17 protein-coding genes are annotated in these 12,909 nt (G+C 34.0%); 10 read left to right on the forward strand and 7 right to left on the reverse strand.

Annotated features, from left to right (window positions below; genetic code table 11):
* Positions 1-57 precede the first annotated feature (57 nt).
* The gene (locus tag HWV59_RS09030; RefSeq protein WP_102232233.1) at positions 58-1,020 is read left to right on the forward strand and encodes a 2-hydroxyacid dehydrogenase; all 963 of its coding nucleotides are present in this window, start codon (positions 58-60) and stop codon (positions 1,018-1,020) included.
* Between the two features lie 77 nt (positions 1,021-1,097).
* On the opposite strand, the gene HWV59_RS09035 is transcribed toward HWV59_RS09030, so the two are convergent.
* The 3 genes from HWV59_RS09035 to HWV59_RS09045 all read right to left on the reverse strand — a co-directional run bounded on the left by HWV59_RS09035 (position 1,098) and on the right by HWV59_RS09045 (position 3,270).
* Positions 1,098-1,274, reverse strand: a complete 177-nt coding sequence (locus HWV59_RS09035) for an SE1832 family protein (RefSeq protein ID WP_175638689.1) — start codon at positions 1,272-1,274, stop codon at positions 1,098-1,100.
* Positions 1,275-1,416: 142 nt separating this feature from the next.
* On the reverse strand, positions 1,417-2,232 hold the full coding sequence (locus HWV59_RS09040) for an undecaprenyl-diphosphate phosphatase (protein WP_102232234.1): 816 nt from the start codon (positions 2,230-2,232) through the stop codon (positions 1,417-1,419).
* 180 nt (positions 2,233-2,412) lie between these two features.
* A complete protein-coding gene (locus HWV59_RS09045) occupies positions 2,413-3,270 on the reverse strand; it encodes a manganese catalase family protein (protein WP_102232235.1) in 858 nt (285 codons plus the stop codon).
* Between the two features lie 154 nt (positions 3,271-3,424).
* Here HWV59_RS09045 and HWV59_RS09050 point away from each other — a divergent pair, with 154 nt between their 5' ends.
* Positions 3,425-3,910 (forward strand): GNAT family N-acetyltransferase, encoded by a 486-nt coding sequence (locus tag HWV59_RS09050; RefSeq protein WP_102232236.1) that lies wholly within the window; start codon positions 3,425-3,427, stop codon positions 3,908-3,910.
* 53 nt (positions 3,911-3,963) lie between these two features.
* Here the strand turns inward: HWV59_RS09050 and HWV59_RS09055 are convergent, their stop codons facing one another.
* Positions 3,964-4,122: a hypothetical protein gene (locus HWV59_RS09055; RefSeq protein WP_175638690.1), complete on the reverse strand. Its 159-nt coding sequence runs from the start codon at positions 4,120-4,122 to the stop codon at positions 3,964-3,966.
* Between the two features lie 89 nt (positions 4,123-4,211).
* Positions 4,212-4,628 (reverse strand): DUF1284 domain-containing protein, encoded by a 417-nt coding sequence (locus tag HWV59_RS09060; RefSeq protein ID WP_102232237.1) that lies wholly within the window; start codon positions 4,626-4,628, stop codon positions 4,212-4,214.
* 273 nt (positions 4,629-4,901) lie between these two features.
* Between HWV59_RS09060 and HWV59_RS09065 the strand changes: the two genes are divergently transcribed.
* From HWV59_RS09065 to HWV59_RS09095, 7 genes are all read left to right on the forward strand, one after another.
* Entirely contained in the window at positions 4,902-5,738 is an 837-nt protein-coding gene (locus tag HWV59_RS09065) for a phosphate ABC transporter substrate-binding protein (protein WP_102232238.1), read from the forward strand.
* Positions 5,739-5,813: 75 nt separating this feature from the next.
* A complete protein-coding gene (gene pstC, locus HWV59_RS09070) occupies positions 5,814-6,728 on the forward strand; it encodes a phosphate ABC transporter permease subunit PstC (protein WP_175638691.1) in 915 nt (304 codons plus the stop codon).
* Between the two features lies 1 nt (position 6,729).
* Positions 6,730-7,554: a phosphate ABC transporter permease PstA gene (pstA, locus tag HWV59_RS09075; protein ID WP_102232240.1), complete on the forward strand. Its 825-nt coding sequence runs from the start codon at positions 6,730-6,732 to the stop codon at positions 7,552-7,554.
* Positions 7,555-7,568: 14 nt separating this feature from the next.
* Positions 7,569-8,366, forward strand: a complete 798-nt coding sequence (gene pstB / locus HWV59_RS09080; RefSeq protein ID WP_102232241.1) for a phosphate ABC transporter ATP-binding protein PstB — start codon at positions 7,569-7,571, stop codon at positions 8,364-8,366.
* An 18-nt stretch (positions 8,367-8,384) separates the two neighbouring features.
* Positions 8,385-9,044, forward strand: a complete 660-nt coding sequence (phoU, locus tag HWV59_RS09085; RefSeq protein ID WP_175638692.1) for a phosphate signaling complex protein PhoU — start codon at positions 8,385-8,387, stop codon at positions 9,042-9,044.
* Between the two features lie 93 nt (positions 9,045-9,137).
* Positions 9,138-9,605 (forward strand): DUF523 domain-containing protein, encoded by a 468-nt coding sequence (locus tag HWV59_RS09090; RefSeq protein ID WP_102232243.1) that lies wholly within the window; start codon positions 9,138-9,140, stop codon positions 9,603-9,605.
* Positions 9,606-9,752: 147 nt separating this feature from the next.
* Positions 9,753-10,445, forward strand: coding sequence for a YesL family protein (locus tag HWV59_RS09095; RefSeq protein ID WP_102232244.1), 693 nt, complete (start codon positions 9,753-9,755; stop codon positions 10,443-10,445).
* 240 nt (positions 10,446-10,685) lie between these two features.
* Here the strand turns inward: HWV59_RS09095 and HWV59_RS09100 are convergent, their stop codons facing one another.
* The gene (locus HWV59_RS09100; RefSeq protein WP_102232245.1) at positions 10,686-10,865 is read right to left on the reverse strand and encodes a hypothetical protein; all 180 of its coding nucleotides are present in this window, start codon (positions 10,863-10,865) and stop codon (positions 10,686-10,688) included.
* 208 nt (positions 10,866-11,073) lie between these two features.
* Positions 11,074-11,259 carry a hypothetical protein gene (locus HWV59_RS09105; protein WP_102232246.1) on the reverse strand — a complete coding sequence of 62 codons (186 nt, stop codon included), beginning with the start codon at positions 11,257-11,259 and terminating at the stop codon, positions 11,074-11,076.
* A gap of 720 nt (positions 11,260-11,979) precedes the next feature.
* Between HWV59_RS09105 and HWV59_RS09110 the strand changes: the two genes are divergently transcribed.
* The gene (locus HWV59_RS09110; RefSeq protein ID WP_102232247.1) at positions 11,980-12,897 is read left to right on the forward strand and encodes a proline dehydrogenase family protein; all 918 of its coding nucleotides are present in this window, start codon (positions 11,980-11,982) and stop codon (positions 12,895-12,897) included.
* Positions 12,898-12,909: the final 12 nt, after the last annotated feature.

A 12,909-nucleotide genomic window follows, 5' to 3' on the forward strand; every position in this document is an offset into this window, starting at 1 on the left:
TTTTCCAACTTACCTTGAAGTTATTAATAGAATGTTTTTTACACAAGGAGGAGCATCATGCAACATAAAGTCGTGGTTTATCGTGAATTGCCAAACCAAGTATTAAGTTTCTTGAAAAATAGATTTGAGGTAAGTTATTTTCCAAATTTACATGACGAAAATTACAATAATTTTCTTTCTGAACTTAAAACAGCACAAGGTTTGTTAGGTGCTGGTATGAAAATAGATCAAGAGCTATTGAAAGAAGCTCCAAATTTAAAGGTTGTTTCAAATATTTCAGTTGGCTATGATAATCTTAATATTGAAGAACTAAAGAAAAGAGAAATTATAGCTACAAACACACCAGGTGTGCTGGATGATACAACAGCAGATACTGTTTTTGGGCTTTTACTGGCAACCGCAAGAAGAATGCCTGAGCTGGATCATTATGTAAAGGCTAAGAAATGGGAAGGCACAAAGGGGGAAGACCTTTTCGGTGTAGATGTTCATCATAAAACATTAGGTATTATTGGAATGGGAAGTATCGGCAGGGCTGTTGCTAAAAGAGCAAGATTTGGGTTTGATATGGAGATCTTATACCATAATCGTTCGAGGAATGAGGAAGCGGAAAATAAATTTGATGCAACATACTGCTCATTAGATGAGTTGCTGATGAAGTCAGATTTTGTTTGTTTAATGGTTCCTCATACACCACAGACAGAAAAAATGATTGGAGAAAGAGAATTTAACTTAATGAAAAAATCAGCAATCTTCATAAACGGTTCAAGAGGAAAAAATGTTGATGAAGCTGCCTTAATTAAAGCACTTAATGAGAAGAGAATTCTCAGTGCGGGGTTAGATGTATTTGAAAAAGAGCCAGTTGAAAAGGATAATCCATTATTAACACTTTCTCAGGTTGTCACATTGCCGCATATTGGATCAGCTACAGCTGAAACAAGAGAAAAGATGGCAAAACTGGCTGCTGAAAATATGGCGATTGCTCTTGAGGGAGAAACACCACCGAATATTATACCAAACTAAAAAAAGGGTAGAGAAGATCTACCCTTTTTTTATGTACGAATTAATTTAATAATCATTGCTCTCGCTGCCTAGCATTTTTAATGCTTTTTCAGTGCACTCCGATAGGTAGATAGTTCCTCTTCAATGAAACTAAGCTTTTCTTCGAGTTTTTCAATTGAATGTCCTGTGGATTCTAATTTTTCCATATCCCCTTGAATTCTACTATATTCCATCTTTAGGTCTTCAATCTTTTGCTGTATATCTAGTTTGTTCATTTAAATACCCCCTTATTATTAGAGAACTATCTTTCAAACATAGGCTTTGGCTTGAGACTTTACAAAAATTTTAACAGTGCTTGACGACAAGAAGGGCTAATTAACAAAGTTTTTTTATGAAAGATAGGAGATGGCACTTCAATCAAAAGAAAATTAATAGTAAAACCCCAACGATAAAACAGTAATAAGTAAAATATACCAGTTTCCCTCTCTTCATAATGCCCATAAACCACTTCATCGCAAAATAAGACATAAATAGTGTTGCAATAAAGGCAGCTAAATATGGAACGGCTAAGTCAGCTTTATTCGGTTCATTTAAAAAATCAGAAAAACCTAAAATGACACCGCCGAGACTAACTGGAATATACAACATAAATGAAAAGCGAAGTGCGGTATCTTGTTTCATACCAACAGCTATGGATGAAATAATCGTGGCACCTGAACGGCTTATTCCCGGGGTTAAGGCCACTGCCTGACCTAAACCAACAATGAATGCATCCTTTATTGAAAGATCGTTCTCGTCTTTAGTTCCTTTCAAATTACGGATTAGCCAGAGGGCAATACCTGTTACAAATAACATAATGGCAATTATCGTCATGCTGACATTTTCAGCAATAAAGTCGTTTAATAAAATACCTAACACACCTGCTGGAATAGTCCCAATGACAATAAAGCAAACAAAGAGAAAATCACTTTTATATTGGGGATTTTTCGTTTTTACGTAAGCAATGGAATTATTCATAAGTCGAAAGATATCTTGTCTGTAAATAAAAAGGATTGCAAGTAATGAAGCAGTATTGGTCAGTATAGCAAAAGTAAATCCTTGCTCACCTAATCCTAATATTTCGCTTGCAATCATGACATGACCACTTGATGACACAGGAATAGGCTCTGTAAAACCCTGCACAAGTCCGATTATGATCATTTTCAATATGTATATAATGTCTAATTCACCCATTACAGCCTCCTAATTAATATCTTTTTAGTAGTGTTTCAAATTAGGATTATACCTTATTTTTGATAATAATTGGCTTACTAAACCTTTACAATTATGTGAAAAGGAAATAAAGTTCCTTTGTTGTTCAAGTACTCACTCTTTCATCACAATTTTTAAAATAAAAAAGAGCCATGAAGGCTCTTAATTATTTAAATCATATAGACCAGGTGCATGCTCATTTGGCATGTCCGGCATTTCCGGTACTGGATATCCTTTTGGAGGTTCAGTGACCATTAGTTCTCCACCATTTCTACTCGGAGTGGTACCACTGAAAACTTGACCTATCAAAGTTTCGTCGAGTCTAAAATTGAATTGGGCATTATGGAAGCCCATATCAACATATTTACGACATTCTGGATATTTATTTAAGTCATAGTTTGGAATTGGGAATATTTTTCCCCAATCAACTCCTAAAGTCTCCAGTGCTTTCGCAAATGCATTTTGATGAGCATTGTCCCTCACTATTAAAAATGCAATGGTTTCTCTTAGGGTTTTGTTGTTACTCATTTCGTAAATTCTGGATTTTTGAAGAACACCAGTTGATTCCAACACGACGTTATTAAGAAGGTTGGCAATTAGGTTACCGTGATCATAAACCCAAGATCCATTCCACGGGTTACCACCTGCATCAACAGGAAGGGAAGATTTAGCACCCATTATATAATGATGAGGGTTTGCTCCCCCCTGAATTACATCGTCTAATGGGGCTGCATCTGCTGCTTGATTACCTGGCATTTCTCCGCCAGAGTCATTCAAAAGTTGATTAATAGTAGACTGAACAAGCTCAACATGGCTAAGCTCTTCTAAAAAGATTCCTCTAATTAGATCTCTATACTTTTTTGCTTTTCCTCGAAAATTGGCACTTTGGAAAGAGAATTGCATCATTGTACGCATTTCACCAAATTGCCCTCCGAGAGCTTCTTGAAGAACTTTAGCAGCGTGTGGATCCGGTTTGTCTGGAACAATCATATTAATTAAGTCTTCTTTATAAAAGTACATTGTATGTACCTCCTTCTGGTATAAGCACATATAGATTGTCCAACCAAACTGTTATTTATGTTTAATAATAATTTTTACAAACTTTAAACTATATGTTATCAATAAGAGAAGAAGGAAAGGTAAATTTATATATGAAATAAGTCGGAGGAATATCATGGACCAACTAAATTTTGAAAAATTTAAAGCTAAGGACTTTAATGATTACTTCCTATTAGTTTCAAATGAACAAGTTATGGCACAAATAACAGAAAGAGCAATCCCATTAGAAGAAGCTCGAATAAATTATCAAAAACTTTTAGCTCGAAATCAAAAAGATGAGTTGTTTGGATCATATAAAGTGTATGATCGATTAACAGAAGAATATATTGGACTCGGACATTTAACAATAAATGAAAGCCTAACCGAAGAAGCTGAACTTGGCTATATGATCTTACCTAATTATTGGGGAAAAGGGTATGGTCATTTAATCGCAAAGCATTTAATAGCAATAGCAAAACAAACGAAAGTTCATACCCTAACAGCAATTATTGATCCTGAAAATATCCCATCCAGAAAAATCTTATTGAAAAATGGATTTAATTCTGTGAAGCTTTGCGAAATTGAGGGATTACCCGGTGAAATTCTAAGTAGGAATATATAAAGAAAATTAAAGAGCAAACGATAATCTCATTCACTCTTTAAACATAACGATATTTAATCAGTGCTTTCATTTTTTTTTGCGTTATCCGTAATAGGATAAGGTTCTCCATAACCTTCAACATGACCGGCATGTTCTCTATTGTATGCTGAACCTGATTCATTTTGTTGAGTTTTATTAGTTTGCTTTTTATTATCTCTAATTGGATTTGACAAAAGTTTCACCTCCTAAACACATATTAGATTGCTTTTAAATTCCGAAATTATACAGGAGAGTTTAAATTATTATTGAAATTTTTGATGAATTATTTCACTTCTCTTAAGCCCTTACCATGATGAATATCTCGAATACCTTCTTCACAAACACCATATGATTTCCAAAAACATGACTTACAAAGAGTTTGAATATCTGAAGGGTCAACATGTAGGGTAATGAGTGATTCAATATCCTTCCAACTTAGGATTTGTCCTATTCTAAGGCCAAGTTTTTCTAATATAGCTGCATCTCTTTCATAAATATGAACATCCTGACAATGATATTTCCCGGAATTTGGATATTTTTCGCACAAATTGTCCGGGCCTAAAGTTAGTTTAATCCATGTCTTAGGATTTTTTCTCAATGTTTGATGTAAACGTGTCATATTCTCCACATATTCTTTTGAATAACCCATGCCTCGGTAACCCAAGAGGCAAAAAAGGTGATGGCCTCGAAGTTTATACATTATTTCCTCCTCTAATAGTTGAAGAATTATGTTAACTTTAATTAAATTCCAGTTAACAAATATGATTTTAGCATATAAAATCAAAAGATCGGGACTTGATTTGCGATTTCAGTGGGTTTAATTTACATATTTACATAAAATTAACATTAAATTAATAAAATTTACAAAACCTTTACAATTGCTTAATGTGTAATTTACATTTCGGGTTTAATCTTAACAATGGACATAATTTAAGATGAAAAGTTGTCAGTAGATCACCTTGGAGGTTCAGAAATGACATTTATGAGAAAGACAACACTTGGCTTAATGATGCTTTTAATAACTTTCGCTCTAGTAGCATGTGGTAACAATAATGAAACAGAGATTTCAAATGATAGTTCAGATACAATTGCGATTTCAGGTTCGACATCAGTAGGGCCATTAGCTGAAAAAATTGCAGAAAAATACAAAGAGAAAAAGTCTGTAAATATAGAGATTAATCAAATAGGTTCATCCGCAGGAATAACAAATGCAATAAGTGGTGTATCTGAGATTGGAATGTCTTCACGTGATTTAAAAGAAGAAGAAAAAGCAGAAGGACTAACTGAGACAATTATTGCTTATGATGGGATTGTTGTTGTCACACACCCAACCAATAAAGTGAAAGATCTTACGATAGAGCAGGTAAAGGATATATTTACTGGAAAGATTACTAACTGGAATGAACTTGGTGGAGAAGACATGGAAATTGTCGTTGTTTCCAGAGAAGATGGATCAGGATCTCGTGATGCTTTTCAAGAAATCGTAGGTTACACATCTGGTGAATTAGTAAGAAGTTCTATCATTGCCAGCGGAAACGGTAATATAAAGACAACAGTTGCAACGAATAGACATGCTATCGGTTTTATTTCATTTGAATATATTGATCATACGATCTCAACGGTAAAAATTAATGGTGTAGAAGCAACAGCAGAAAATGTTCTAAAGCAAAAATATAGTTTGTCACGTCCGTTTTTGTTTGTACATAAGGAAGGGCAGCTTTCTAATGTAGGACAAGAATTTATTGACTACATTCTAGGACCAGAAGGACAGGCGATTGCAGCAGAATCTGGTGCTATACCAATAAAATAATTGACCATCACTGATGTCATATCAACATGCCAGACATAAACATCATGCGTTATAGCAAACTTGGAGGAATGAAGAATGCCACGACTACCTGTGGAGGATCAAACGATAGATATTGGAAAATCAAATAAACGAAAGTATATGCTTGAGAAGCTTTCAGCAAAGTTATTTCTTCTTTGCGCACTACTCTCAGTTGTCAGCTTATTGGTCATTATAGGGTTTGTATTTTATAAAGGATCTTTACCATTTGTTGCTAAAGGATATAGTTTTATTGATTTTATCTTCGGAGTAGATTGGGTTCCTAGTGAAGATCAATTTGGGATCTTGCCAATGATTGTAGCATCTATTTTTGCTACAATTGGTGCTTTAATCATTGGAGTTCCAGTTGGCTTATTTACAGCTATTTTCTTATCAGAAATAGCACCTAAAAGTATTGCAAAGCTGATTTCACCAGCTGTACAGCTATTAGCAGGTATTCCATCAGTTTTATATGGAGTATTCGGACTTGCTATAATCGTCCCTTTCTTGCAAAATAATTTAAATTTGCCAAAGGGGCAAAGCTTAATTGCTGTTATTCTCGTATTAGCGATAATGATGTTACCTACGATTGTTACAGTTGCGGAGACAGCCATTCGTTCAGTACCTAAAACGTATCGTGAAGGCTCATTGGCTTTAGGGGCATCTCAAATAGGAACAATTTTTAAGGTTGTTGTCCCTGCAGCTAAATCAGGAATTATGACTGCGATCGTATTAGGTCTAGGGAGGGCGATTGGAGAAACAATGGCAGTTATCTTAGTTGCAGGAAACAGCTTAATTATCCCGACAAGCTTAACAGACAGTGTGCGTCCCCTAACAACTAATATAGCATTAGAAATGGGCTATGCTTTTGGTACACACCAGGAAATGTTATTTGCAACTGGTATTGTGTTATTCTCGTTTATTTTAATACTGAATTTTGTCCTAGCGAAAATCAGTGCGAAGGGTGGTCATTAAGTTGAGAAAGGTAAAAGATAACATCTTACGTGGACTACTATGGTTTTCAGCTTTCTTAACTATTGCTATTCTTGTTACGATCGTTGGATATATATTTTTTAAAGGTTTTCGATTAATTAGCATCGATTTTATTTTTGGAGATTACTCTCCCACAGGTCATGGCGGAATTTGGCCAATGATTATTACGACAATCTATACAATCTTGATCTCATTATTAATTGCTACTCCAATAGGAATTTTAGCTGCTGTGTATTTGCAGGAGTATGCAAAACAAGGTCGTTTAGTAAAAACAATCCGCTTTGCAACGGAGAGTTTAACAGGGATTCCATCGATTATTTACGGATTATTTGGAGCAGTGTTTTTTGTCACGACGTTAAAATTAGGAATGTCGATCATAGCTGCCTCTTTAACCCTGACGATTATTGTATTACCGGTTATCATCCGGACAACGGAAGAATCATTGAAGACTGTACCAAAAACGTATCGTGAAGGCTCTCTTGCTTTAGGAACAACAAAGTTACAAACATTATATAAGGTCATTTTACCGAGTGCGATGCCTGGAATCTTATCTGGTATTATTCTGTCGATCGGGAGAATAGTTGGTGAATCTGCAGCGATCTTTTTAACTGCTGGAACAGTAGCGGCAATGCCGGACAGTATTTTTTCATCAGCAAGAACATTAACCGTTCATTCTTATTTGGTTACACAAGAATCAGGTGACATTGAGCTTGCTGCTGCGGTTGGGATTGTCTTAATCGTAATTATATTGGTATTGAACCTTTCGGCAACATTTATATCCAAGAAATTAAATAAAGCTGATTATTAAATGAGGTGTAAGACATGAGTACAACAGAGACTAATAACATAAACAACCAACAAACAGACAGCAAAGTCAAAATTAGTGTAAGAGACTTAAATTTGTTTTATGGCGATAAGCAAGCACTTTATTCAGTTACATTGGATATACAAGAAAAAGAAGTTACAGCTTTAATTGGACCCTCTGGATGTGGAAAATCAACTTTTTTAAGAACATTGAATCGAATGAACGATCTCATTGATATTGTAAAGATAAATGGAGATATTGTTATAGATAACGAAGATATATATCAATCAAATGATGTAATCAAATTAAGAACAAAAGTAGGTATGGTTTTCCAAAAAGCAAATCTTTTCCCTATGAGCATTTATGATAATGTTGCATATGGTCCAAGAATGCAAGGGATAAAAAATAAAAAAGTACTTAACAACATTGTTGAAGAAAGCTTAAAGGGTGCAGCGATTTGGGATGAGGTAAAAGATCGCTTGAAAACATCGGCACTTGGTCTATCTGGTGGTCAGCAGCAGAGGATTTGTATAGCTCGTGCAATAGCAATGAAGCCGGAAATCATCCTAATGGATGAGCCAACGTCTGCATTAGATCCAATATCAACATTAAAAGTAGAGGAATTAATTGAACGTTTGAAAAAAGATTACACGATTGTTATCGTAACCCATAATATGCAGCAGGCAGCACGTGTATCAGATAAAACTGCCTTTTTCCTTAACGGGGAAATCATTGAATATGATTCTACAAACACTATTTTTTCTATGCCAACAGATAAAAGAACGGAAGATTATATAACAGGCAGATTCGGGTAAGATTTTGGGGGAGTTAAAATGGTAGTACGTGAAAGCTTTGATAATAATTTACAGGAATTACAAGGGAAAATATCATTAATGACTAATCTTGCCATATCATTAATAGAAAAAGCATTTGAAGCCTTGAAAACACAAGATGTGGAAATTGCCTTAAAAGTAATAGAAGATGATACTGTAATAGATAATCTTGAAACGGAAATCAATCAATTTGTCATTTGGCTAATAGCAAAGGAGCAACCAGTTGCAAGAGATTTGCGGAGAATCATTGGAGCACTTAAAATTTCTTCAGAAATTGAACGAATTGCTGATTTTGCAGTAAACATTGCAAAGTCAACAATAAAAATTGGTAGCACCCATTCTCTAGTGAAGATTACAAAACTAGAACAAATGAAAGATCTATCGATTACGATGCTTGAAAAGGCTTTAACATCATTTATAGAAGAAAATATTGTCCTTGCTAAAGAAGTGGGCGATTTAGATGATAAAGTTGATAATTATAGTGGTGATACATATAAAGCGATCACAAACTATTTAAAAGAACATCCGGAAGAAGCAGAACAATTGATGCAATTATTATTTATCAATCGTTACCTCGAACGAACAGCAGATCACATTACGAATATAGCTGAAAGTGCGGCATATTTAATTAAAGGCCGTATATACGATTTTAATTCATAACTAAACATAAAAAGGTAAGCAATAGTGCTTGCCTTTTCATTTTTATCGAGATATTTTAAAATGGAGAAAAAATAAAAGTGAGGTGATGGAAATTTGATTTTGGTAAGTTCTTGCTTAGCAGGTATAGAAGTTAGGTATAATGGGTCGCATTGTTTAGATAAAAACATTCTCAGGCTGATAGAACAGAATCGGATAACAACTGTATGCCCGGAATTATTGGGAGGGTTTGCAACTCCAAGAGAACCAGCTGAAATCATTGGTGGAACAGGGGAAGATGTTCTCGATGGCAAGGCGAGAGTGATCGAGAAATCTGGAAATGATGTTACTGAAATGTATATAAAAGGAGCAAATGCAACATTAATAAAAGCTCAGGAGATAAATGCAAAAGTAATAATTCTAAAGGAATTTAGCCCATCTTGTGGGAGCAAAATGATCTACAATGGTCATTTTTCAGGTGAGAAAATTGCTGGAAATGGAGTAACAACTGCTCTACTTAGAAGAAATGGAATTCGTGTTGTTTCTGAAGAAGAATTAGCAGAATGTTCTCTTGAGGAAAACTAACCTTTTTGTTTAAACATTAATGTGACTATAAGATCAACGGAAAGCTATCTTTCTAATTTGAGAGATTGCTTTTTTTATAAGGAAAAAATAAAAATAAATGATATAATAGAAAGAAAGTGCTTACAAAATAGAAAGTAGGATGTAATTATGACAAATGTAATGGGCGGTTTAAACCGTTTATTTGAATGGATTATGCGTTTATCTGTTATCAATGTTATGTGGATTATCTTTAACCTGCCTATTTGTTATCTAGCTATGTCGCTTTTGTTTGCAGAAGATGAAGCTTCAGTTTTTTTATTACTGGGAACAATTGCTGTTTTAGCACCATTTCTGTTTTTTCCTGCGACAACAGCGATGTTTGGAGTTGTGAGAAAATGGGTAATGGGCGAAGATGACGTCCCGCTTGTTAAATCATACTGGCGCTATTACAAAGAGAACTATAAGAGAAGTTTAACAGGTGGCTTGTTGCTAACCTTTGTATGGTTGATTTGGACTGTTGACTTTTTCTTTTTCTCAAATATAAATGCCTTCGTCAGTGCTTTCTTTTTAATAGGATTTTTATTTCTTTTTCTAATGACAATTTTCTTTTTCTCTAACACGGTACATGCTGAATTAAAGCTTATTACGAGTTTAAAAAACGCATTTTTCCTCACAATGGTCTATCCGTTAATTAATTTGATTGTATTGGTAGTCAGTGGGGTGATTTTGTACGTAAGTTTAGGAGTATTCACATTTCTTATTCCATTTTTTATGGGCACCCTTATAACGTACGTAGGGTTTGCCGCTTATTTTCATAAAATAGAGAAGATAAATGGAAAATCAGTTGTAGAAACAAAATAATGTGTGAAAAAGTCTGTTCTTGTCATGAGAACAGACTTTTTTGATAGATGAAATATTGTGAAAAATAACCTAGGTGGCTTGAATGACGTAACAGATAGCCTGTTTGAAGCAAACAGAGAAGAAAAGGACACAAGCAAGAAGAATTTAAACAGCAAAAAAGAGAGATGACACAACCGATGTTCAAGATGTGAAACAAATTAACAAAAAAAGACCTTTCAAAGTGAAAAGGTCTTTTTTTAATCAGGAAGCGTTTTCATAAATAACGCCTTTAAACTGAATCTTAAATGCCGGGGGATTATCTTTCTTAAGTTGAGTTTTCACTTCTTTAATTTTCTCTACCGCTTCAGTCATTCCAGATGCAGTAATTTTGTATTCAGTTTTTTCCTCTCCAGTATCGATTAAAAAGACAAATTGTTTCATAATAGTGAATTCTCCTTTGTAGTTTATCTTGAATTTATGTTCGAATTTAGAAAACGGTTTCAGTAAAATTTTAAATAAATTTGTATACGTTTTCATTTTATTGTATCAAAAGACCTATGTCAAGGAATTGCACCATTTATTTTTTAATATAAAAAAATTCTTCTAAGTTTGTTCACAATTGAACGAAGAAGAATTTCTAAGTCAACACTTATCTTAAATAAAATGCAAAGCCAATAATGATCCCTATCCCTAAAATTATATAAATCCATGATAAGCGAGAGAGATTTGCTTTTGTTTTTGTATCATAATGTTTATCTCCTTTGCCTCCAATTAAAATAGTTCCCAGCAAAGCGAGAACACCAATTAAGATGACGAGAATAATGGCAATTTTCATCATAAATTCCTCCTTAACATCATGAGTTATTTTTATGATACTACAAAATAATGGATTAGGATGAAATATTAATTGATAAATAAAAACGTAACCTCATTTATTAAGGGATGAGGAGATATTTATTTTATTACATTTAATATGTACCAAATATATTTAACCAGTGATTATTTGTAACAGGATATAAATTGAAAGATGGTGTAGGGACAAAATCAAAGCCTCCAGTATGAATAGAGAATAGAGAACTTGCATTTCAGAACAATTGATACAAATGAGTTAAACATAAACCAGTTTATCGACTGTACAGAAATGTATTAAAAGTAATGGCTATTTCCTCATAGATTAACACTATTTTTTTAATCTATAGTGGAAAGCGAGTGTCTGGAGCGCAATGAAACGAACCATTTTTTTCTTCCAATTTCATTAAAACAACAAAGTATGCGAAAACAGCCAAAGTAATAAACAAATTGGGACCTTCAAAGAGACGGTCACATTTCGTTTTTCTAAGAAAATGTTTCAGCGAAGAAAAAGTGTGGAAGGGTACATATATAAGAGCAATCATTAACTAAAAAAATGACAGAAGCGCTTCTTATGTCATTGTACTTATGACACAATGAATCCCTTAAATCTTTGTGGATTGGATACATTGTCGCTCAAGCTAAAGGAATCGTACAATAATTGTAAGGTAAAACTCTTAATAAACCTTAAATGGGGGTGTTTGCAGTGTCAGTCATATCAAGAGATTTGTTTTTATATCTATCAAATAATAAAACGTTAAATAAAGCAGCCCAGAATTGGGGGAGCAATATTGCCTCAGGGAAGATTGTCGGAGGGATAGACTTTCCAAGCTCGATTAAATTTATAAAAGAGCTAAATGAACAGGGATTTTCAGTAACAGTGGATCATTTAGGTGAGTTCGTTACTAGTGAAGAAGTTGCAAGAGAGCGGACAAAAGAGTGTATCCAAACTATAGAAACCATTGTTGCTCAACGATTAGATGCTCATGTTTCCTTGAAATTAACATCGTTAGGATTAGATATTTCAAAAGAACTAGTCTTTGAAAATATGAGAAAAATTATGGATACAGCTGAAAAATATAAAATCATGGTCACAATTGATATGGAAGACGAAAAGCGGTGTGAAGATACACTTTCAATCTTTAAGGGACTAAAAGCTGATTACCATTATATTAGTACTGTCATCCAAGCATACTTGTATCGAGCCGAACAAGATGTTCGAAGTCTAAACACGTATGAACCGTTTTTACGACTTGTTAAAGGAGCATATAAGGAGTCACCTAAAGTTGCTTTTCCTCAAAAAGCAGATGTTGATAATAATTACAAAAAATTAATAAAATCTCGTTTATTAAATGGTCATTATACAGGAGTAGCGACTCATGATGATGCCATTATTGAATATACTAAGAGATTAGTAGAGGAATATCAAATTCCAAAAAATTCATTTGAATTTCAAATGCTGTATGGTATGAGAACACAAACGCAAAAGGAACTAGTAAAGCAGGGATATAAAATGCGAGTGTATGTACCATATGGAAATGATTGGTATGGATACTTTATGAGACGTCTTGCAGAACGTCCAGCTAATCTTGCCTTTGTTCTTAAGAGTATGACTAAAAAGTAAAAAAAGGAGTCG

It is taken from the genome of Metabacillus schmidteae (assembly GCF_903166545.1).
GTDB lineage: Bacteria > Bacillota > Bacilli > Bacillales > Bacillaceae > Metabacillus > Metabacillus schmidteae.

Coding starts and splice junctions, on each gene's coding strand:
- HWV59_RS09030 (WP_102232233.1), top strand. CDS start 58: ATGCAACATAAAGTCGTGGTTTATCGTGAATTGCCAAACCAAGTATTA.
- HWV59_RS09035 (WP_175638689.1), bottom strand. CDS start 1,274: ATGAACAAACTAGATATACAGCAAAAGATTGAAGACCTAAAGATGGAA.
- HWV59_RS09040 (WP_102232234.1), bottom strand. CDS start 2,232: ATGGGTGAATTAGACATTATATACATATTGAAAATGATCATAATCGGA.
- HWV59_RS09045 (WP_102232235.1), bottom strand. CDS start 3,270: ATGTACTTTTATAAAGAAGACTTAATTAATATGATTGTTCCAGACAAA.
- HWV59_RS09050 (WP_102232236.1), top strand. CDS start 3,425: ATGGACCAACTAAATTTTGAAAAATTTAAAGCTAAGGACTTTAATGAT.
- HWV59_RS09060 (WP_102232237.1), bottom strand. CDS start 4,628: ATGTATAAACTTCGAGGCCATCACCTTTTTTGCCTCTTGGGTTACCGA.
- HWV59_RS09065 (WP_102232238.1), top strand. CDS start 4,902: ATGACATTTATGAGAAAGACAACACTTGGCTTAATGATGCTTTTAATA.
- pstC (WP_175638691.1), top strand. CDS start 5,814: ATGCCACGACTACCTGTGGAGGATCAAACGATAGATATTGGAAAATCA.
- pstB (WP_102232241.1), top strand. CDS start 7,569: ATGAGTACAACAGAGACTAATAACATAAACAACCAACAAACAGACAGC.
- phoU (WP_175638692.1), top strand. CDS start 8,385: ATGGTAGTACGTGAAAGCTTTGATAATAATTTACAGGAATTACAAGGG.
- HWV59_RS09095 (WP_102232244.1), top strand. CDS start 9,753: ATGACAAATGTAATGGGCGGTTTAAACCGTTTATTTGAATGGATTATG.
- HWV59_RS09100 (WP_102232245.1), bottom strand. CDS start 10,865: ATGAAACAATTTGTCTTTTTAATCGATACTGGAGAGGAAAAAACTGAA.
- HWV59_RS09105 (WP_102232246.1), bottom strand. CDS start 11,259: ATGAAAATTGCCATTATTCTCGTCATCTTAATTGGTGTTCTCGCTTTG.